The organism is Kaustia mangrovi, from assembly GCF_015482775.1.
GTDB lineage: Bacteria > Pseudomonadota > Alphaproteobacteria > Rhizobiales > Im1 > Kaustia > Kaustia mangrovi.
Genome location: NZ_CP058214.1, coordinates 1,317,616 through 1,338,143 on the forward strand (window position 1 = coordinate 1,317,616; position 20,528 = coordinate 1,338,143).

Consider the following 20,528-nt stretch of genomic DNA (forward strand, 5'->3'; position numbering starts at 1 on the left):
CAATGTCCCTGAAGATCAGACTGTCCCGCGGCGGCACGAAAAAGCGCCCGGTTTACCGCATTGTCGTGGCCGACAGCCGGTCGCCGCGCGACGGCCGCTACATCGAGAAGCTCGGCAACTACAATCCCCTGCTGCCGAAGGATCACGCCGAGCGCGTGGTGTTCGACACCGACCGCGTGCAGCATTGGCTGGGCGTGGGCGCGACGCCGACCGACCGCGTGCACCGCTTCCTCGATGCCGCCGGCCTCCTGAAGCGCGAGGCGCGCAACAATCCGCAGAAGGCGCAGTACGGCAAGAAGCGCCAGGAGCGCGAGGAAGCCAGGCGCATCGCCGAGGAAGAGGCCAAGCAGGCCGCGGCGGACGCCGCCGAGGCGCCGGCCGAAGAGGCCACGCAGTAAGCCTGCCGGCCCACGCCGCTCGGGACGAGGCGCGCGATGGTGCACAAGGGCGATGCCTCCCGCATATGCCTCGGCGCCATCGCCGGCGCCCACGGCATTCGCGGCGAGGTGCGGATCAGGGCCTTCACGGGCGACCCGGAGGCCATTGCGGCCTACGGTCCGCTGGAGAGTGCCGACGGCCGGCAGCGCTTCGGGATCGAGGCCCTGCGGGTCGCCAAGGGCGTGGTGATCGCGCGGCTTGAGGGCGTGAGCGACCGCGATGCGGCCGAGGCGCTCAGGGGCACCGAGCTCTATGTGGCGCGCGAGCGGCTGCCCGAGCCGGACGACGACGAGTTCTACCACGCCGACCTCGTCGGCCTCGTCGCCGAGTACCGGGACGGAAGGGTGCTAGGCGAGGTCGTCGCACTGGAGGATTTCGGCGCGGGCGACCTTGTCGAGATCCGGCTTGCCGATGCGCCGTCGCGCACCGTCTATGTGCCGTTCACGCGCGAGGCGGTGCCGGAGGTCGATATCGGCGGCGGCCGGATCGTGGTGGACCCGCCCGAGGGCCTGGTCGAAGAGTGAGTGCGAAGGACGTACAACGCCCCATGAGCGCGGAGACGACCAGTCCCTGGACGGCCAGCGTGCTGACGCTCTATCCGGAGATGTTTCCGGGGCCGCTCGGCCTGTCGCTCGCCGGCAGGGCGCTTGGCGAGGGCGTGTGGCGGCTCGAGGCGGTCGACATCCGCGACCATGCCCATGACCGGCATCGCTCCGTCGACGATGCCCCTGCCGGCGGCGGTCCGGGCATGGTGATGAAGGCGGATGTGGTCGCCGAGGCGCTCGACGCCGCACTCCGGCCGGACGACCCGCGCCCCAGGCTCCTGATGAGCCCGCGCGGCCGGCCCCTGACCCAGGCGCGCGTACGTGCGCTCGCGGCCGGGCCGGGCGTCGTCGTCGTCTGCGGCCGGTTCGAGGGCGTCGACGAGCGCGTGATCGAGGCGCGCGGCCTGGAGGAGGTCTCGGTCGGCGACGTCGTTCTGTCGGGCGGCGAGCCGGCGGCCATCGTGCTCATCGACGCCGTGGTGCGGCTTTTGCCCGGTGTCATGGGCAAGGCGGAATCGGGTATGAGCGAGAGCTTCGAGGACGATCTCCTCGAATATCCGCACTATACGAGGCCGCGCGAATGGGAAGGCCGCGCCATCCCGGAGGTGTTGCTCTCCGGCGACCATGGGCGCATCGCGCGCTGGCGGCGGGCGGAGGCGGAACGCATCACGCGCGAGCGCCGGCCCGACCTGTGGGCGGCCTACGGCGCGCGCGCCGCGAACGACGAATAATGCCGGACTCGTCCGGAAGGGTTTGATTTTTGAGCCAACCGCGGGTAAAGAGCCCGCCAAGTCAAGAAAAAGGATCGGTCCGATGAACATCATCGAGCAGATTGAGCAAGAGCAGGCGGAAAAGATCACCGCCCAGCGCCCGGTGCCGGAATTCGGCCCCGGCGACACCGTCATCGTGAATGTCCGCGTGGTCGAGGGATCGCGCGAGCGCGTCCAGGCCTTCGAGGGCGTGTGCATCGCGCGGTCGGGCTCCGGCTTCAACGAGAGCTTCACGGTGCGCAAGATTTCCTATGGCGAGGGCGTGGAGCGCGTCTTCCCCGTCTACAGCCCGCTGATCGACTCCATCAAGGTGGTGCGCCGCGGCAAGGTCCGCCGCGCGAAGCTCTATTACCTGCGCGGCCGGCGCGGCAAGTCCGCCCGTATCGCCGAGCGCCAGGACACGCGCCGCACGGGCGAGAAGGCCGAGGCCGCCGCCGCAAAATAAGAGCGCCCTTAACGGCGCTCTCGACCGTCCTTCGACGCATCGAACGGCACCGGCCCGCTCCCCTGCCCACCCCCGTTCCCGGGATCGCGATCCCGAGGCGGAGCGGCGCGCAAGGGAGCGGGCCGGTGCCGTTTCTTGCGTTCGCCCCTCCCGGACACTTGACCGCGCGGCCCCTCGTGCCCCATATCAGCGACACACTCTAAACAAGAACACTGGAGACGCCGCGATGACCGCGCCGAGAACCCTCTACGACAAGATCTGGGACGACCATCTGGTGCATGAGGCCGAGGACGGCACATGCCTCATTTACATCGACCGGCATCTTGTACACGAGGTGACGAGCCCGCAGGCCTTCGAGGGTCTCAGGCTCGCAGGGCGCACCGTGCGCGCCCCCGGGCGCACGCTCGCCGTCGTCGACCACAATGTGCCGACCACCGACCGCAGCCACGGTATCGACGATCCGGAATCGGCGCTTCAGGTGGACACGCTGGCCAAGAACGCGGCCGAGTTCGGCATCGACTATTTCAACGAGACCGACAAGCGCCAGGGCATCGTCCACATTATCGGGCCCGAGCAGGGCTTCACCCTGCCCGGCACGACCATCGTGTGCGGCGACAGCCACACCTCCACCCATGGCGCCTTCGGCGCGCTGGCCCACGGCATCGGCACATCGGAAGTCGAGCACGTGCTCGCCACCCAGACGCTGATCCAGTCCAAGGCGCGCAACATGCGCGTCCTGGTCGATGGCGAGCTGCCCGACGGCGTGACCGCGAAGGACATCATCCTCGCCATCATCGGCGAGATCGGCACAGCCGGCGGCACGGGACATGTCATCGAGTTCGCCGGCGAGGCGATCCGCGCGCTCTCCATGGAGGGCCGCATGACGGTGTGCAACATGACCATCGAGGGCGGCGCGCGCGCCGGCCTGATCGCGCCGGACGAGAAGACCTACCGCTATATCCAGGACCGCCCCCGCTCACCGAAGGGCAAGGCCTGGGAGATGGCGCTCGAATACTGGAACACACTGCACACCGACGAGGGCGCGGCCTTCGACAGCGAACTGCGCCTGGATGCCGCCGCCCTGCCCCCGATCGTCACCTGGGGCACGAGCCCGGAAGACGTCGCCTCCGTCGCGGGCCGCGTTCCCGATCCGGCTGCGGTGGAGGATGCCAACAAGCGCCATCACATCGAGCGCGCGCTCGACTATATGGGGCTCTCGGCCGGCACGCCGATCACCGACATCAATGTCGACCGTGTCTTCATCGGCTCGTGCACCAATGGCCGCATCGAGGACCTGCGCGCGGTGGCCAAGGTCGTCGAGGGCCGCAATGTGAACGAGAACGTCAACGCGATGATCGTTCCGGGCTCAGGCCTCGTGAAGGATCAGGCGGAGGCGGAGGGCCTCGACAAGGTGTTCCGCGCGGCGGGCTTCGACTGGCGCGAGCCGGGCTGCTCCATGTGCCTTGCCATGAACGCCGACAAGCTGGCGCCCAAGGAGCGCTGCGCCTCGACCTCGAATCGCAATTTCGAGGGCCGCCAGGGACGCGGCGGGCGTACCCATCTCGTCTCGCCGGCCATGGCCGCCGCGGCTGCCATCGCCGGGCACTTCGTCGATGTGCGCGACTGGCGTTGAGGGCTGACTGAACGCGGCAGTGCCTTGAGTTTCGCCCCCTGACGGGCCACATGATTGGGCCGGGGCATGGATCGATGCCCCGGCCCTTTTCGCTTCACGGCAAGGCAGGACGACCCGCAATGCGCCAGCCCTTTCCGACGCTCGACGAGATCGAGGCCATGGCAGAGCAGGCCTATGCGGGCCTGCCGGAGGCGTTCCGCGCACTGTGCGGCGACATCGTGATCCGTGTGGCCGACGTCCCCGCCGACGATGCGCTCGACGCGCTCGGCCTTGCCTCGCCCTACGATCTGCTCGGCCTGTTCCAGGGTATCGGCATGGCCCATGCCGGCGCCACGCCCTGGACGGGGCAGATGCCCAACATGATATGGCTCTACCGAAAGCCGATCCTCGCCTATTGGCAGGAAACCGGCGACCGGCTGGAGGACATCGTCTCCCATGTGCTCATCCATGAGATCGGCCACCATTTCGGCCTGTCGGACGAGGACATGGAACGCATCGAGGCCGAGGCCGGGCCATAACGCCCCGACGGGGCCCCGCACGGCACGGCAGGGTTGATTGACAGCCAGCGGGAGCCGCCTGCACAGTATGGCAGAGCAAACCGGAAACCCGGGGTTTTGCGGATCACAAAGGCGATGTCGAGGATCGTTCTGGGGTTTCTTGCGGTACTGGTGGCCCTGTCCGCCATTCAGGAGGCGCGGGCGCAGTCGCGCGTCACCGGAGGCTCGGCCCGGCTCGACGACATCGTGAACAATGCGACGATCAAGCCGCCCGGCACCTACAGGATGGCGGGCCGCACATTGCGCTGCGGCAATACGGACACCATCGTCAGTCCGCGCTTCTGGGACTATGGCGGGGCGATGCCCGGCCTCATCATCCTCAACCCCAACAAGCTCGCCCGCCTGCCCCGGCAGGTGCGCCTGTTCGTCTACTATCACGAATGCGGCCACCAGTATGTCGATGACGACGAGACGGCCGCGGACTGTTACGCGGTCAGGCAGGGCCGGCGCGACGGATGGCTGACGCCGGCCGGCGTGAAGCAGATCTGTACGCGCCTGTTCCGCAATTCCTCCGGCGACCGCTTCCATGCCCCCGGCCCCGCCCGCTGCAGCATGCTCGACCGCTGCTATGCCGATGCGGCCCCGAGGCGGGACGGAGAACCGCGCGTCGTGCAGCGCCGGATCCGCACCCCGCGCGTCGACGTGCGCTGACCGCCACCCTGTCGAGACTGGACGAGACCCCATGCCAACCGCCCGGCACGAGCCGCCCGACAACCGCCACGACCGCGAGGCCCGCGCCGCGCGCCGCCATCTCGACCGGCTCGACGAGCAGGGCGAGAAGCTCATCGGCGGCGGCCGGATGGCCCATCCCGAGACCGACCCGGACGATCCCATGGAGATCTGGGGCAAGCGCATCGGCCGGGGCCTCGCCGTGCTCGCGCTGATCTATCTCACCTATCATCTGGTGACGACCTACGTCCTGTCGTGACATCGAACCGGTTTTCCGCGCCGCCGGGGACTTGACCGCGCGCGCCTGGCGGCGCATGTAACAGTCACGCGAAAAGACGAGGAGACGGTCACGATGGAGAAGTTCACGGTTCTGACCGGCGTTGCGGCGCCCTTGGACATGATCAATGTCGACACCGACCAGATCATCCCCAAGCAGTTCCTGAAGACCATCAAGCGCACCGGCCTCGGCAGCGCGCTCTTCTACGATTTCCGCTATGACGAGGACGGCAACGAGCGCACCGATTTCGTGCTCAGCAAGCCGGCCTACCAGAACGCGAAGATCCTGGTCGCGGGCGACAATTTCGGCTGCGGATCGAGCCGCGAGCATGCCCCCTGGGCCCTGCTCGATTTCGGCTTCCGCTGCGTCATCGCACCGTCCTTCGCCGACATCTTTTACAACAACTGCTTCAAGAACGGCATCCTGCCGATCAAGCTGCCGCAGGAAGACGTCGACAAGCTGATGGACGACGCCTCGCGCGGCGCCAACGCCACCGTGACCGTCGATCTGGAGGCCCAGGAGATCCGCGGCCCCGACGGCGGCGTCATCCATTTCGACATCGACCCGCACCGCAAGCGCTGCCTGCTGGAAGGTCTCGACGATATCGGCCTGACCATGGAGAAGGCGGCCGCCATCGACACCTACGAGACCAAGGCCGAAGCCGCGCATCCCTGGCTCTAGTCTGTCCGGCATGTCGGCAGGCGGGCGGGGGCTTGCCAGATCGGCCCGTGGGCTTTAAGTCCCCGGGAGCACATCCCGCCATCACTGACAATCCGGCACGACATCCATGACGTCATTCAAGCTCCTCCTCCTGCCCGGCGACGGCATCGGCCCCGAGGTCACTGCCGAGGCCCGGCGCATCGTCGACTGGTTCACCGCCCAGGGCATCGCCCGCTTCGAGACGGAAGAGGACCTCGTGGGCGGATCCGCCTATGACGCCCATGGCGAGGCGGTGTCGGATGCCACGATGGACACCGCCCAGGCGGCGGACGCCGTGCTCTTCGGCGCGGTCGGCGGGCCGAAATGGGACGGCGTGGCTTACGACAAGCGCCCGGAAGCGGGGCTTCTGCGCCTGCGCAAGGATCTGGGGCTGTTCGCCAATCTGCGGCCCGCCATCTGCTATCCGGCGCTCGCCGACGCCTCCTCGCTCAAGCGCGACGTGGTGGAAGGGCTCGATATCCTGATCGTGCGCGAGCTGACCGGCGGCGTCTATTTCGGCGAGCCCAAGGAGATCACCGATCTCGGCAACAACCAGAAGCGGGCCGTCGACACGCAGGTCTACGACACCTACGAGATCGAGCGCATCGCACGCGTCGCCTTCGAGCTCGCGCGCACCCGGCGCAATGCGGTCGCCTCCGCGGAGAAGCGCAATGTCATGAAGACCGGCGTGCTCTGGCACGAGGTGGTCACCCGCATACACGACGAGGCCTATCCGGACGTCGCGCTGGAGCATGTGCTCGCCGACAATTGCGCCATGCAGCTCGTGCGCCGGCCCAAGCAGTTCGACGTGATCGTCACCGACAACCTGTTCGGCGACGTGCTCTCCGACATCGCGGCCATGCTCACCGGGTCCCTCGGCATGCTGCCGTCGGCCTCGCTCGGCGCGCCCGACGAGAAGACCGGGCGGCGCAAGGCGCTCTACGAGCCGGTCCATGGCTCCGCGCCCGACATTGCGGGCCAGGGCAAGGCCAACCCCATCGCGATGATCGCCTCCTTCGCCATGGCGCTGCGCTATTCCTTCGGGCTCGGCGAGTGGGCTGACCGGCTGGAAGGCGCCATCGCGACCGCGCTCGACCAGGGCCTTCGCACCGGCGACATCATGCAGGACGGCATGCGTGAGATCTCGACCTCCGATATGGGTGCCGCCATCCTGAAGAACCTGCAGGACGCCGACTGACAGAACGGTTGCCGCATCCTGTCTCCGGCAGGTACCATGCTCCCCGACGAGCGGGGGCTGGTCGAACAGGAATGAGGCTATGGCTCTGAGAACACTGACCACCGGCCTTGCGGCAACGGTCATGGCGCTGGGCGTCTCGGCGGGCTTCGATACCGGCACGGCAGAGGCCCAGTCCGCCGCCTATTGCGACAGCTATGCCCGCGATTACGCGTCGCGCTATCAGCGCGGCACGGGCGTGCTGGGCGGCGCGGCCATCGGCGCGCTCGGCGGGGCGGCCATCGGCGGCATTGTCGACGGCGGCAAGGGCGCGGGCAGAGGCGCGGCCATCGGCGCGGTCGGCGGTGCCCTCGGCGGCGCGATCCGCGATTCGAGTGAGGCCAAGGCCGCCTATAACCGCGCCTACAGGGACTGCATGGCGCGCAGCGCGGCTCCGCGCGCACCGGCGGCGCCCGCGGCAAGTGGCGGCGGCGGCGGGCCGGAGCCGTGGACGCCGGAATGGTACCGCTATTGCGCCGACAAGTACCGGTCCTTCAACCCCGAAACCGGCAAGTATCTGGCCTATTCGGGACAGTACCGCTTCTGCCAGTAAGGGGCGCGGCTCAACTGTCCGACACATCTGCCGCAGGGCGCCCCGGCCCTGCGGATGCTATCGTTTGTGCAAGTGTCCCGTTCGTTCCGGGCTGAGGGGGCTCCATGATCGATCGCCGGCGGTTCGTCGCCATGCTCGCGCTCGTCCCGGCCTGCGCCGTGCCCGCAGGCCGCGGCCATGCGGCGGAGCCCGCCTATCTCGGCTATAGCCGCACGCTGTTGTCGAGCCTGCCGGCAGGCGCCCGCTTCCGCCCCGATCTCGAGGACTATCTGGACGGCCTCGCCTCCGCCGCCCGCCGCCAGAATGGGCGCGACGGGCTGACCGCGAGCGCGCTCCTGCGCGACGGCGCGCGCACCCAGGCGGTGGAAATGCTGAAGGGAGACTTCGTCGGGCACTATTCGCAGGCCGGCTACCGCTTCAGCCAGCGCTTCCTCGCCTTCGCCGGCGACGGTCACGGGGCCTATGGCGAGAATGTCGCGCGCGACAGGAGCGCAGGCCCCGTCGACAAGACCAAGGCGCGGCGGCTGTTCCAGCAATGGCTCGACAGCGGCGGCCACCGCCGCAACCTGATGACGCGCTATTACCGCTTCGTCAGCACCGGCGCCCTCCAATATGGCCACCATCTCTATGCCGCCCAGATTTTCTGGGAGAAGTAGTCCTTTCGCGACAGGCTGACACGGTGCCTATGGCCTTTGCCGGCGCTTCGCACTATCTTGGATAGCATTCTTCGACAGGTTCTCCCTGTCCCCAACTCCCGAACCGGGGGCCCTCACCGCCATGTTGAAACCTGTTTCGCGCGCGGATGCGCGCTCGCTCATATCGATGCCGGAATTCGTCACCATCATCGCCCTGCTGATGGCCCTCACGGCATTGTCCATCGATATCATGCTGCCGGCCCTGCCCGCGATCGGCGCGGAATTCTCCCTTACCGACGACAATGCGGCCCAGGCGGTGGTGACCGCCTATATGCTCGGTTTCGCCCTCGGCCAGATCGTCTACGGCCCGCTGTCCGACAGCTGGGGCCGCAAGCCGCTGCTGATGGCGGGCCTCGTCATCTACGGCATCGCCTCCTTCGCGCTGGTCTTCTCCGACAGCTTCGCATTTCTCCTGGCGGCGCGCTTCGTCCAGGGGTTCGGCAGCGCCGCGCCGCGCGTGATCGCCATCGCCGCCGTGCGCGACCTGTTCGGCGGGCGCGAGATGGCGCGTGTCATGTCCTTCGTCATGATGGTGTTCATCATCGTGCCCGTGCTCGCGCCCACCGTCGGCGGCGCCATCCTGCTCGCCGGCACCTGGCACTGGATCTTCTGGTTCATGTTCCTGGTCGCGGTCATCGCCATCGCGTGGTCCGCGCTCAGGTTGCCGGAGACCCATCCCGCCGAGAAGCAGGAGCCCCTTTCGATGACATGGCTCGCGCGGGCGGCGAAGACCACCATCACCACCCGCCAGACGGTCGGCTACACGCTCGCCATCGCGCTGGTTTTCGGCTGCCTGCTCGGCTATATCAATTCCGCCCAGCAGATCTTCGCCGACATTTACGGCGTCCACGATTCCTTCCCCATCTTCTTCGGGGCCATCGCCGCCGTGCTGGCGGTCGCCTCCTTCCTCAACAGCCGCCTGGTGGAGAGCATGGGCATGCGCCGGCTGTCGCACGCCGCCCTCGTCTGCTTCGCGGCGACCGGCATCGTGCACACGCTGCTGGCGCTGTTCTGGCCCCCGTCCGTCTATGTCTTCAGCGCCATCCTGGCGGTCAACCTGCTCGCCTTCGGCTTCATCATGCCGAACTTCAACGCCATGGCGATGGAGCCGCTCGGCCGCATCGGAGGCATGGCGTCCTCCTTCGTGGGCTGCATACAGACGACGGGCGGCGCCGTGCTCGGCTACATGGTCGGCCAGGCCTATAACGGCACCATCATGCCCCTGACGCTCGGCTATGCCGTGTTCGGCAGCATCGCCCTCTTCGTCGTCCTCGTCACCGAGCGCGGCCGCCTGATGCAGCCCGTCAACGAGGTGAGCCCGGGCTAGAGTATCGCGGCCTATCGCCGGCAGTCCGGAGAGGTGGAACGGGGACCAGGGCAGGCGCCCTCACCCCTTGCACAGATCCTCTGCCGTCATGTCGGGCATCATGTCCTCGGTGAACCCGAAGGGTTCCACGAGCGCCAGGTGAGCGGGCGAACCGACGAAATCGGCGAGAACGCCGTTGAAGGCGTCCGCGAGATCGCGGTCCTCCTTGCGGAAGGCGAAGCCGCCATACCCCTTGACCTGCTCGCCATCGAGAACCGGATAGAATTGCGGAGTCGCCTCCAGACCGTCCTCGCCGTCGACCAGATCCTTCGCGGTGAGCGCGGTCAGGGCGACCGCGTCGATCTCGCCGGCCTTCAGGGCGTCCATGGCGAGGCCGAAATCCCTGTAGAGCGGCGCCCGGTCGGCGGGTATGCCGGTCACCAGCGCGTAATTGTATTCCACCGTCCCCGCGATCAGCCCGACGCGGGCCTCCTCATTGTCCGACACGGTGGCGAAATCGGTGAGCCCCTTCGGGTTGCCGGCCTTCACCGCGAAGGCCTCGCCCACGACATAGGTCGGATTGGAGAAGGCGACCTCGCCGCAGCGCGCCGGTGTGATGAACATGCCGGCCGCGGCGATATCGATGCTGCCGTCGCGAAGGCCCGGAATGAGCGCGCCGAACTCCACCGTCACGAAGGAGAGTTCCGCATCGGGCGCCAGCCGGGCGAGCACGGCGCGGGCGATCTCGGGCGCCTCGCCCGTGATCTCGCCATCCGGCCCGCGATAGCCATAGGGCGCCTCGCCGGCGACCGCGATGGTGACCTTTCCGCCCTCACGTGCGCGCTCCAGCACACCTTGCGCGGAGGCCAGCCCGGTCATGGCCAGCACCGAGACGAGCCCTGCGGCAAGCCATCCCGCAGGGCGGCGGAGGAAATCCACATTCACACGCATCGCACCGTTCCTGGACGTTATGCGCCGGCCTGCCCTCCCCTTGTCCTCCGTGTCTTAACGCACGGTGATACAGGTGCATGGCGCTATGGAGTTGACCTTGTGGGACACGCTGCCGAGCAGCAGTGCGCCGATATCGCCGAGCCCGCGGCTCCCCATCACGATGGCGTCGGCCTTGTGCTGCTGGGCGATCTCCACGATGGTGCGGGCGGGATGCCCGCGTTTGACCTCGGAGGTCACACTGTCGATCCCGGCATCCTTCGCACGCTTCACCGCCTCATCCGTGAACTCGCGGGCGAGCCGCTTGAGCGTGGCGTCCGGCGGTTCGATCTCCTCGCGCCCCCTCACCAGCGAATGGGTGCTCTCCAGCATGGAGTGATGCCGGTAGACGCTCGTCATGACGAGGGACGACCCGTAATGCTTGGCAAGGTCCACGGCGGTGTCCACGGCCTTGTAGGAGTGATCGGACCCGTCGACGGCGACGACAATCGTCTGGAACATGGCGGCTCCCCCATCAGCGGAAGGCGAGGTCGCGCAGGAACAGCGCGATCTGCGGGAACACGATCAGCAGAACGGATGCCGTCAGCAGCATGATGATGAAGGGCGGCGTGCCCCTGATGACGTCCATATAGGGCCGTCTGAAGATCGCGATGGCGGTGAAGATGTCGCAGCCGAATGGCGGTGTCGCCGACCCGATGGCCACCTGGAGCGTGATGATCGTGCCGACGAGGACGGGATCGAGGCCCGTGGCCTGCACGATGGGTGCGAAGATCGGGACCAGGATCAGGATCACCACGATCGGGTCGACGAACATGCAGCCGATGAAGAAGGCGATGGAGATCGCGATCAGCACCATGGTTGGCCCGGCCTCGGCCAGCCCGAGGGCGCCGAGGATGGCCTGCGGGATCTGGGCGAAGGAGATCGTCCAGGAAAACGCCGCGCCGGCCCCCACGAGAATGAACACCACCGCCGTGATGAGCCCCGTCGACAACGCGATGGCCGGAATGTCGGAGACCTTGAGCGAGCGGAAGATGAGCACTTCGAGGACGAAGGCGTAGAGCACCGAGACGGAGGCCGCCTCCGTGGGGCTGAAGATGCCGCCATAGATGCCGCCGATGATGATCACCGGGAAGCCGAGCGGCCAGATGGCACGCCGCATGGCGGTCAACCGCTCGCCCCAGGTCGCCTTGGGATCGGTCGGGATGTCGTGGATCGTCGCATAGACGATGGAATAGGCGGCGAACATCATGAGGATGAGCACGCCCGGCCCGATGCCGGCGATGAACAGCTCGGCGATGGAGGTGCCCGAGACCACGCCATAGATGATCATGCCGATGCTCGGCGGGATCAGGAAGGCGATGTCGGAGGCGTTGATGGCGAGCGCCATCACGAAGCTGTCCTTGTAGCCCGCCTTCAGCATCTTCGGGCGCAAGGGCCCGCCAATGGCGACGACCGTGGCCTGGGTGGAGCCGGAGACCGCGCCGAACAGCGTGCAGGCCGCCGCCGTGGTCACCGCGAGCCCGCCGCGCACATGGCCCACGAAGCGCATCACCAGATCGAGCAGCCGGTCGGCGGAATGGCCCTTGGTGATGATGTCGGCGGCGAGGATGAACATCGGCACCGCGATGAGCGCGGACGGCTTCACCCCGCCGATCATCTGCTGGATGATGATCTCCGGCTTCATCATGCCGCCGAAGAAGGCGAAGAAGCCCAGAAGCGCCGCCCCGATCAGGGGGATGAGCATGGGAAAGCCCAGCAGCAGCAGCACGATCATGAGCGACAGCATGGCCGTTGTCATCGATCGGCCCTCCCCTTGCCGTTGGTCTCCCCGTCCGCGCTGTCGGGCATCTCTCCCGGCGCGACGGCGGCCGCCTTGGCCAGGTCGTCGGGCTCCACGCCGGCGACTTCCGCCTCGTCATAGGCGTCGACCTGCTCGTAGGAGATGTAGACGTCGCGGCTTCCCAGGTTCTTCGTCACCGTCAGCACATACTGGATGCCGGTGATCACGAAGCCGACGGGCACCCAGATATAGGTCAGATAGAGCGGCAGGCGCAGGGCCGGCGTCACCTTGCCGAGATTGGCCACGCGCGAGACATAGAGGAAGGAGTAATAGGCCAGCACGAACATGATGGCCGCCGTGACCCCCGCGATCAGGATCATCAGCGCCTTGCGGTTGCGGTCGCTGAGCTGGTCGTAGACCGCCGACATGCGGATATGCCGGCCCTTGCGCGCGGCATAGCCGAGCCCCACGAAGGTCACCAGCACGATCAGGAACTGGTTCAGCTCCTCGGAGAAGTAGATGCTCTGGGCGAAGACGAACCGCCCGACCACATTGCCGATGGAGTTGACCGCCATCAGGATGACGCCGGCGGCGAGCACGAAGGCCTCGAACCGGGCGATTGCTCTGTCGATCAAGGAAAGGACGCGCATTATCCCCTCAAGCCCCTCCCGGCGCTTGCAGCCCGGCGGGCTTCCAGACCGTGGCCGCCTTGTCCGGCATGCCGTGGACCCTCCCGTCCGATCCGTCTGCTCTCCGCCCCGACGGTCCAGCCGGCGATATCCGCCGCGCCCGTCCCCCGGGACCACATCATTCGACCCTCATTGAGACGGTTCCCCCATTCTTGAATCATGTCAAGTTATAGATTGTCATGATATTTTCGTCCCCCTGTTTTCCGCCGGAACACGCTTTCAGAGTTCAGAGCATCCGGAACACACGATCCAGGGTGGTCTTTCCGACGGAAACCGCACGAAGAGACAACCGGAGCGAGACGTCATGGGCGAAGCCGGCAAAATTGTGATGAAACAATGATTGTCTTGATATGAGGACAATTGCTCGCTTAGGCTATTTCGATCTTGGGGTGAAAGGGGACATGGCCGTGCAGACACCGCCGCGTGCCGACCGCGATCGCCCCTGATGCAATCACCACAATTCATGACCCCTTGAGGCGGCAAATCAGGAAGGCACAAGGACCATGACACGATTCCCAACGAGCAAATTCGCAACGGTCGTCGCGGCCGCAGTCGGCGCGGTAATGATGAGCCAGGCCGCGGTTGCGGAGGAATGGAAGTTCGCGATCGAGGAGATCACGGGCAGCGTCCAGGACCGCTATGCCCAGGAGTTCAAGCGCCTTGTCGAGGAGAAGACCGACGGCGAGGTGACGGTCACCGTCTATCCCTACGGCACGCTCGGCACCTCCGCCGACCTGACCGAGCTGGTCACCCAGGGCGCGCTTCAGTTCGCCAACGCCTCGCCGGGCCATCTCGGCACGCTGGTGCAGGAGATCCAGGTATTCTCCGTGCCCTATCTGCTCTCCGACAACAACGAGGCCAACAAGAAGGTCCTGAGCGAGAGCGAGGTCATCTACGACACGCTCGGCTCCGACTTTGAGGAGAAGGGCCTGAAGCTCCTCACCATGTATCCGGAAGGCGAGATGGTCTGGACGACCAACAGGGAGATCCGCAAGCCGGAGGATTTCGACAACTTCAAGATGCGCACCATGGTCTCGCCCATGCTGATCGAGGCCTACAAGGCCTTCGGCGCGAGCCCGACGCCCATGCCCTATGGCGAGGTCTATGGCGGGCTGCAGCTCAAGCAGATCGACGGCCAGGTGAACCCGATCTTCGCCATCGAGGAGATGAAGTTCTACGAGGTCACCGACTACATGATCTGGGCCGGCCAGCAGCAGTTCACGACCACGGTCGTCACCGGCGCGGACTTCTATAACGGCTTGTCGGACGAGCGCCGCAAAATGCTCGACGAGACCGTCGCGGAGCTCAGCGACTACATCTTCAAGGTCCAGGACGAGTACAACAAGGAACGGCTGGAGAAGATCAAGAAGGCCAAGCCGGACATGAAGATGATCGAGCTCACCGACGAGGAGAAGGCCGTCTTCGAGAAGGCCGCCATGCAGGCGCGCGAGAAGTTCATCGAGATGACCGGCGACAGCGGCAAGAAGATCCTCAACGACCTCGAGGCCGAGATCAAGGCGGCCGAGAAGGAAGCCGGGGGGAACTGACCCCACGCGCCATCAGGCGAGGTATCGCACACAAGGGTCGGGCACGGACGGTGCCCGGCCCTTTTTCGTGCAGGGCCGCCGCGTCCGCAGGCCAGCGGTTCCGACACCCGGACCACACCGGCTCCGGCGCGCTTTCCGGACATATCGCGGCATCATAAACATACCATCCAGAATGCATGTAAGTATGCGAACTGCACATCAAACCGGCACATAATGCCCAATATAACGCCGATCATCGGGATTGACTCTGAAAACAAAAACATTCTAACTGGAATGCAAATGGAGACGCATGTGGCCAGAACCCAACCGCGACGGACACAGGAAGAGCGCAGCGCCGAAACCAGACGCCTCCTGCTCGAGGCCACGCTCGATTCGCTCATCGAGATCGGCTACGCCAACAGCTCCACCCAGCGCATCGTCGAACGCGCCGGCGTCACCCGCGGCGCCCAGATCCACCACTATCCCAGCAAGCAGGCCCTCGTGGTCGCCGCCACGGAGCATCTGTTCCAGGGCTTCGTCGACGAGGTCGCGCCGCTCGCCGCCGCCATGCGCGAGAACGAGCTGACCCTCGACGGCTTCGTGGAGCGGATGTGGGAGAAGTTCTTCGCCGGACGCTTCTTCTACGCCTCGCTGGAGCTGATCGTGGCCGCACGCAGCGACCCGGCGCTCAAGGACCAGCTCATCCCGCTGATCCGCCGCCTCCATCGCGGGCTCGACGACATCTGGTACCGCTATTTCCGCGGCACCGACATCTCGCCCGCGCGCGTCGACACGCTGCTCAACATGACCCTTTGCCTGTTCCGCGGCATGGCCGTCCAGGCGGTCTTGCGCGAGGACCCGGCCTATTACCGCGAGCTGCTCGACGCCTGGAAGGAGATCCTGTCGCGCATGGTCACCGAACAACGCGAAGCCGGCACCGTGACCACGCAGTAGCGCGTGCCAAGACGACCGGGGGCACCGCACCGGCGTCCGCACGGGACCTCGACGGCCCCGTGCGACGTCCTCGAATTTCTGGTTTGGGAGGGTTGAGAATGACAGTGAAGTCCCTGCTCATCGCCGCGGCGGCGAGCCTTGCACTCGCCGTGCCATCCGCATTGGCCGACGACACGACGGGCCTGACGAAGGATACCATCAAGGTCGGCGTGCCCGGGCCGTTCACCGGCGACGCGTCCAGCTATTCCAAGGCGGAGATCGGCCTCGACGCCTTCTACAGGCACATCAATGACGAGGGCGGCATCCATGGCCGCAAGATCGAGGTGATCAAGGCCGACACCGCCTGCAACGAGGCGCGCGGCATCGCGGCGGCGAAGAAGCTCATCCATCAGGACGAGGTCTTCATGATCCACGGCAATTCCTGCTCCGGCGTCGCGCTCGCCATGAAGCCGACCATCGAGGAGGCCGGCGTGCCCTGGATGATCGCCCATGCCGTCGCCGACAAGCTCTCCACGCCGGTGGTGAAGACCATCTTCCACGGCGTGCCGACCAGCCGCGACGCGGGCACCTTCATGGCCAAATACGCCATGAGCCGTCCGGACACCAAGCGGATCGCCATCGTCGCCCACTCCAACGAATGGGCGCAGAGCTACCGCCGGCCGCTGGTGGAATCCCTCGACGAGGATCACGGCATAGAGCCCGTGCTCGACATGACCATGGAACGCGGCTCGACCGACGCCACCCCGCAGATCCTCAAGATCCGCCAGGCCGATGTCGACTTCGTCATGGCCATCCTCTACGAGGCGGAAACCGCCATCTTCCTGCGCGACGCCCAGAAATACGGCCTCGACGTCACCATTCTCGGCGGCTACGGCACGGATCTGGAGAACACGCTCAAGCGCGTCGGCGACAAGGACGCGGTGAAGAACTACCAGGTGCTCCACATGTTCCAGAACGTGCTCGGCGAGGGCGATCTGAAGACATGGGGCGACGTCATCCACAAATACTATCCCGACGAGAAGCTGACCGCCTTCAGTTTCGCCGGCATCGGCAGCGCCATCGCGATGGCCAAGGCGCTGGAGGCGGCCGGACCCGACCTCACCCGGGAGAAGCTCGTCGCCGAGCTCGACAAGATCCGCGATCTCGATACGGGCGTCCTCGCCTCCGACGTGACCTTCACGCCCGAGGACCATGCCGGCGCCAAGGATTCCGGCGTCGCCGCCTTCGACGAGAATGGCGACATCGTGATCTACCGCAGCTGGGGCCAGCCGTTCTGACGGCGCGATCCGGCAATCGACACCATTCCGCCCCGCTCTTTCGGGCGTCACGAATGCCCCCGGTCGACGCCGGAATTGGGGGCGGAATGGTGACTGTCGGCAAATGAAAGCCTACTCCGGAACCGGAAGGTTGAACCGAGGATGATCGCACAGCTTGTCCTGAGCGGCCTGTCGCAAGGCGCGATCTATGCGCTGGTCGCACTGGCCATGACGGTGCTCTACCGCGCGACCACCGTCGTCAATTTCGGCCATGGCGACATGGTCATGGCGGGCGCCTTCGCCGTCTATGTCATGGTGCTCTATCTGGGCCTGCCCTATATCGCGGCGGCCTTCATCGCGCTGGCCCTCATGTTCGCGCTCGGCATGGCCGTCGACCGCGGCCTCGTCAAGCCGGCACGCCACGGGCCGCATATCGCGCTCGCCATGATGAGCATCGCGGTCGGCTATTTCCTGCGCGGGGTCGCGCGCTCGCTATGGGGCCGCGAGGTGCTGCCCATGCCGCGCGTCTTCGACATCCCGCCGATCTTCCTGGGCGATCTCGTCATCACCGGCGATGCCATCGTCATACTGGGCGCGGTGACGGTGCTGGTCGCGGCCTTCTTCCTCGTCTTCTACCGCACCAATGTCGGCAAGCTCATCCAGGCCGTCTACCAGACCGAGCGCGGCGCGGCGCTGATCGGCGTCAATGTCGCCCGCTTCCATGCGGTCATGTGGGGCGTGGCCGCCGCCATGGGCGCCATTGGCGGCATCCTCATCGCGCCGGTCACCCTGCTCTATCCCGATATGGGAGCGAACCTCCTCATCCATTCCTTCGCGGCCATGACGCTCGGCGGCTTCGGCTCGCTCGGCGGGGCGATCGTGGGCGGCCTCCTGCTCGGCATCTCCGAACAGCTTCTGGGCGCCTATGTCTCGACCGCGCTGATCGACGTGACCGCCTATATCGTCATCATCGCCGTCCTCGTCATCCGCCCCGTCGGCCTGTTCGGCCGGCAGGCCGTGGTCAAGGTGTGAGCGCGCCCATGACGGACACCGACACATCCCCCTTGAACGCGACACGCAAGCCGGCCTCGCCGGAGCGCGGGGACGCCCATCGCTGGCTCTTCTATCTGGTGCCGGTCGCCGCCCTCGCCGTGCCGTTCCTGTTCAACGACTATCTGCAATATGTCGCGAACCTCATGCTGGTCTACGTGCTGGTCGCGGTCGGCTTCAACATCGTGCTCGGCAATCTGGGCCAGCTCGCCTTCGCCAATACGGCCTTCTTCGGCATGGGCGCCTATGCGACCGGGCTCCTGATGGCGAAGCTCGCCGTGCCGTTCTGGATCGCCATATGGGCGGGCGGGCTTGCCGGCGCGCTGGCCGGCTTCCTCGCCTCCGCCGCCGCCCTGCGCGGTATCCGCATGTATTATCTGGCGATCATGACGCTGGCCTTCGGCGAGCTCATGCGCTGGACCTACATCCATGCGGAAGCGGTCACGGAAGGCTCCTCCGGCCTCGGCGTGCCCACGGCGACCGTCTTCGGCATCCCGCTCGACACCGAGGCCGCCCGCTTCTACGTCTTCCTGGCCATCGTGACCCTGGTGGTCAAGGCGACCGCCAACCTGCTGCGCTCGCGCGTGGGCCGCGCCTTCCAGGCCATCAAGGACAACGAGCTGGCCACCGCCGCGCTCGGCATTCCGACGAGCCGCTACGTGATCCTCGCCTTCGTGTGGAGCGGCGCGGTGGTCGGCATCGCCGGCGGCATGTTCGCCATAGCGCTCGGCCGGGTCGTGCCGGAGAGCTTCAACCTCCTGGAGCTCATCATGCATTTCGCCATGGTCATGGTCGGCGGCGTCGGCTCGCTTGCCGGCAGCGTGCTCGGCGGCGTGGTCATCACCGCCGCCCCGGAGCTGTTCCGCAGCTATCCGGGCATGCAGGAGCTGTTCCTCGCCGTGCTCATCGCCTTCGTCCTCCTGTTCATGCCCAGGGGGCTCGCGAGCCTTCTGGCGCGCGTCTCGCCGCTGTTCCGCGAGCGGTTCTACCGGGAGTGAGACATGCTTGAAGTCCGCGACCTCTCCGTCCAGTTCTCCGGCCTGAAGGCGCTCACCGACGTCTCGCTCGACGTCGCCCCCGGCGAGGTGAAGGCGCTGATCGGACCGAACGGGGCGGGCAAGACCACGCTGTTCAACGCCATTACCGGCTATGTGCGCCCCACATCGGGCCGCGTCGCGCTCAATGGCGAGGAAATCCAGGCGCTCACCGCCCACGAGATCGCCGCCAAGGGTGTGAGCCGCACCTTCCAGAATGGCGGGCTGTTCGGCGAGATGACGGTGCTGGAGAACGTGCTGACCGGCCTTCACGCGGAAATCCCCGCCGGCGTCCTCGGCACACTTCTCGGCCTGTCGTCCGCACGCCGGGCCGAGCGCGAGGCGGTCGCCCGCGCCCGCCGGCTGCTCGACCTCATGGATATCGCCCACATGGCCGACCAGCCGGTCAGGGACCTCTCCGGCGGCCAGCAGCGCATGGTGGAGATCGTGCGCGCGCTCGCCACCGAACCGCCGCTCCTCATGCTGGACGAGCCCGCCGTCGGGCTCGCCCCGCCGGTGCGCACCCAGCTCATGGAGATCGTGCGCCGGCTCGCCGGCGAGGAAGGCGTCGGCATCGTGCTCATCGAGCACGCCATCGACCTCGTCATGAAGGGCGCCGACCGCATCGTCGTGCTGGCCGCGGGCCAAGTGATCGCGGAAGGCACGCCCGACGAGGTGCGCCAAAACCAGGACGTGCTGGAGGCATATCTCGGCCATGCGTGAGACCGTTCTGACCGTTGCCGGCCTTAAGGTGACCTATGGCAAGAAGGAAATCCTGCGCGGCGTGGACTTCACGGTCGCGCGCGGCGAGGTCGTCACCCTGCTCGGCGCCAATGGCAGCGGCAAGTCGAGCTCGCTCAACGCCATCACCGGCTTCGTGAAGCCCGTGGGCGGCAGCGTGACGCTCGAGGGAACCGACATCGCCGGCCTGCCGCCGCACCGCACCTTCGCGCACGGCGTCGTGCAGGTGTCGCAGGCCCGAGACATCTTCCCCGACATGGCCGTGGAGGACAATCTGCGCCTCGGCGCCCTCCTGAGGCGGGAGGTCCGGGCGGCAGACGAGCTCGAGCGGGTCTATTCCTACTTCCCGCGCCTGAAGGAGCGCCGCCGCCAGCATGCGCGCACCCTGTCCGGCGGCGAGCAGCAGATGCTGGCGGTCGGGCGCGCGCTGATGAGCCGGCCGAAGATCATGCTGCTCGACGAACCCTCCGGCGGCCTCTCCCCGCAATTCGTGAACGAGGTGGCGGAGATCATGCTGAAGCTCAAGGGCGACGGTGTGCCCATGCTCATCGTGGAGCAGAACCTCCATCTGGCGTTCGCCGCCGCCGACCGCTTCATCATCCTGCGCGACGGCGAGATCCTCGAGGGCGGGCGCGTCGACGCGCTGCCGGAGAACCACGAGGACATCGTGCGCACCATCTACCTCTAGGGCTCCCGCCCTCCGCAGTCCCTCCGACAAGCCAAGGAAAA

General features: G+C 66.7%; 24 protein-coding genes. 20 read left to right on the forward strand and 4 right to left on the reverse strand.

Annotated features, from left to right (window positions below):
- Positions 1-2: 2 nt before the first annotated feature.
- The 13 genes from rpsP to HW532_RS06330 all read left to right on the forward strand — a co-directional run bounded on the left by rpsP (position 3) and on the right by HW532_RS06330 (position 9,842).
- Positions 3-398: a 30S ribosomal protein S16 gene (gene rpsP / locus HW532_RS06270; RefSeq protein ID WP_213163572.1), complete on the forward strand. Its 396-nt coding sequence runs from the start codon at positions 3-5 to the stop codon at positions 396-398.
- A 36-nt stretch (positions 399-434) separates the two neighbouring features.
- Positions 435-962 (forward strand): ribosome maturation factor RimM, encoded by a 528-nt coding sequence (gene rimM, locus HW532_RS06275; protein ID WP_213163573.1) that lies wholly within the window; start codon positions 435-437, stop codon positions 960-962.
- Positions 963-985: 23 nt separating this feature from the next.
- Positions 986-1,714, forward strand: a complete 729-nt coding sequence (gene trmD / locus HW532_RS06280; protein WP_213163574.1) for a tRNA (guanosine(37)-N1)-methyltransferase TrmD — start codon at positions 986-988, stop codon at positions 1,712-1,714.
- Between the two features lie 82 nt (positions 1,715-1,796).
- Entirely contained in the window at positions 1,797-2,198 is a 402-nt protein-coding gene (gene rplS / locus HW532_RS06285) for a 50S ribosomal protein L19 (protein WP_213163575.1), read from the forward strand.
- Positions 2,199-2,424: 226 nt separating this feature from the next.
- The gene (gene leuC / locus HW532_RS06290; protein ID WP_213163576.1) at positions 2,425-3,831 is read left to right on the forward strand and encodes a 3-isopropylmalate dehydratase large subunit; all 1,407 of its coding nucleotides are present in this window, start codon (positions 2,425-2,427) and stop codon (positions 3,829-3,831) included.
- A gap of 119 nt (positions 3,832-3,950) precedes the next feature.
- Complete coding sequence (locus HW532_RS06295; RefSeq protein WP_246479579.1) at positions 3,951-4,349, forward strand: metallopeptidase family protein; 399 nt, start codon at positions 3,951-3,953, stop codon at positions 4,347-4,349.
- Between the two features lie 114 nt (positions 4,350-4,463).
- Positions 4,464-5,039, forward strand: a complete 576-nt coding sequence (locus tag HW532_RS06300; protein ID WP_213163578.1) for a hypothetical protein — start codon at positions 4,464-4,466, stop codon at positions 5,037-5,039.
- A gap of 31 nt (positions 5,040-5,070) precedes the next feature.
- Positions 5,071-5,316, forward strand: a complete 246-nt coding sequence (locus HW532_RS06305; RefSeq protein ID WP_213163579.1) for a hypothetical protein — start codon at positions 5,071-5,073, stop codon at positions 5,314-5,316.
- Positions 5,317-5,409: 93 nt separating this feature from the next.
- The gene (leuD, locus tag HW532_RS06310; protein WP_213163580.1) at positions 5,410-6,015 is read left to right on the forward strand and encodes a 3-isopropylmalate dehydratase small subunit; all 606 of its coding nucleotides are present in this window, start codon (positions 5,410-5,412) and stop codon (positions 6,013-6,015) included.
- A gap of 106 nt (positions 6,016-6,121) precedes the next feature.
- Positions 6,122-7,231 (forward strand): 3-isopropylmalate dehydrogenase, encoded by a 1,110-nt coding sequence (gene leuB, locus HW532_RS06315; RefSeq protein ID WP_213163581.1) that lies wholly within the window; start codon positions 6,122-6,124, stop codon positions 7,229-7,231.
- A 79-nt stretch (positions 7,232-7,310) separates the two neighbouring features.
- Entirely contained in the window at positions 7,311-7,820 is a 510-nt protein-coding gene (locus HW532_RS22070) for a BA14K family protein (RefSeq protein WP_246479580.1), read from the forward strand.
- A 104-nt stretch (positions 7,821-7,924) separates the two neighbouring features.
- Entirely contained in the window at positions 7,925-8,476 is a 552-nt protein-coding gene (locus tag HW532_RS06325; RefSeq protein ID WP_213163582.1) for a CAP domain-containing protein, read from the forward strand.
- A 121-nt stretch (positions 8,477-8,597) separates the two neighbouring features.
- The gene (locus HW532_RS06330; protein ID WP_213163583.1) at positions 8,598-9,842 is read left to right on the forward strand and encodes a multidrug effflux MFS transporter; all 1,245 of its coding nucleotides are present in this window, start codon (positions 8,598-8,600) and stop codon (positions 9,840-9,842) included.
- Positions 9,843-9,902: 60 nt separating this feature from the next.
- Here the strand turns inward: HW532_RS06330 and ehuB are convergent, their stop codons facing one another.
- The 4 genes from ehuB to HW532_RS06350 are packed head-to-tail and all read right to left on the reverse strand — an operon-like array spanning position 9,903 to position 13,184.
- Positions 9,903-10,772, reverse strand: coding sequence for an ectoine/hydroxyectoine ABC transporter substrate-binding protein EhuB (gene ehuB / locus HW532_RS06335; RefSeq protein ID WP_213163584.1), 870 nt, complete (start codon positions 10,770-10,772; stop codon positions 9,903-9,905).
- Between the two features lie 54 nt (positions 10,773-10,826).
- Complete coding sequence (locus HW532_RS06340) at positions 10,827-11,270, reverse strand: universal stress protein (RefSeq protein ID WP_213163585.1); 444 nt, start codon at positions 11,268-11,270, stop codon at positions 10,827-10,829.
- Positions 11,271-11,283: 13 nt separating this feature from the next.
- A complete protein-coding gene (locus HW532_RS06345) occupies positions 11,284-12,567 on the reverse strand; it encodes a TRAP transporter large permease (RefSeq protein ID WP_213163586.1) in 1,284 nt (427 codons plus the stop codon).
- Positions 12,564-13,184: a TRAP transporter small permease gene (locus HW532_RS06350; protein ID WP_246479581.1), complete on the reverse strand. Its 621-nt coding sequence runs from the start codon at positions 13,182-13,184 to the stop codon at positions 12,564-12,566. The genes HW532_RS06345 and HW532_RS06350 overlap by 4 nt, the downstream gene beginning before the upstream one ends.
- A 557-nt stretch (positions 13,185-13,741) precedes the next feature.
- Here HW532_RS06350 and HW532_RS06355 point away from each other — a divergent pair.
- From HW532_RS06355 to HW532_RS06385, 7 genes are all read left to right on the forward strand, one after another.
- Positions 13,742-14,785 (forward strand): TRAP transporter substrate-binding protein, encoded by a 1,044-nt coding sequence (locus tag HW532_RS06355; RefSeq protein ID WP_213163588.1) that lies wholly within the window; start codon positions 13,742-13,744, stop codon positions 14,783-14,785.
- Positions 14,786-15,076: 291 nt separating this feature from the next.
- Complete coding sequence (locus HW532_RS06360) at positions 15,077-15,718, forward strand: TetR/AcrR family transcriptional regulator (RefSeq protein WP_246479582.1); 642 nt, start codon at positions 15,077-15,079, stop codon at positions 15,716-15,718.
- A gap of 98 nt (positions 15,719-15,816) precedes the next feature.
- Positions 15,817-16,995, forward strand: a complete 1,179-nt coding sequence (locus HW532_RS06365; RefSeq protein WP_213163590.1) for an ABC transporter substrate-binding protein — start codon at positions 15,817-15,819, stop codon at positions 16,993-16,995.
- A 141-nt stretch (positions 16,996-17,136) separates the two neighbouring features.
- Positions 17,137-18,006: a branched-chain amino acid ABC transporter permease gene (locus HW532_RS06370; protein WP_213163591.1), complete on the forward strand. Its 870-nt coding sequence runs from the start codon at positions 17,137-17,139 to the stop codon at positions 18,004-18,006.
- An 8-nt stretch (positions 18,007-18,014) separates the two neighbouring features.
- A complete protein-coding gene (locus HW532_RS06375; protein ID WP_213163592.1) occupies positions 18,015-19,022 on the forward strand; it encodes a branched-chain amino acid ABC transporter permease in 1,008 nt (335 codons plus the stop codon).
- A gap of 3 nt (positions 19,023-19,025) precedes the next feature.
- Positions 19,026-19,781, forward strand: coding sequence for an ABC transporter ATP-binding protein (locus HW532_RS06380; protein WP_213164449.1), 756 nt, complete (start codon positions 19,026-19,028; stop codon positions 19,779-19,781).
- On the forward strand, positions 19,774-20,487 hold the full coding sequence (locus tag HW532_RS06385; protein ID WP_213163593.1) for an ABC transporter ATP-binding protein: 714 nt from the start codon (positions 19,774-19,776) through the stop codon (positions 20,485-20,487). The genes HW532_RS06380 and HW532_RS06385 overlap by 8 nt, the downstream gene beginning before the upstream one ends.
- Positions 20,488-20,528: the final 41 nt, after the last annotated feature.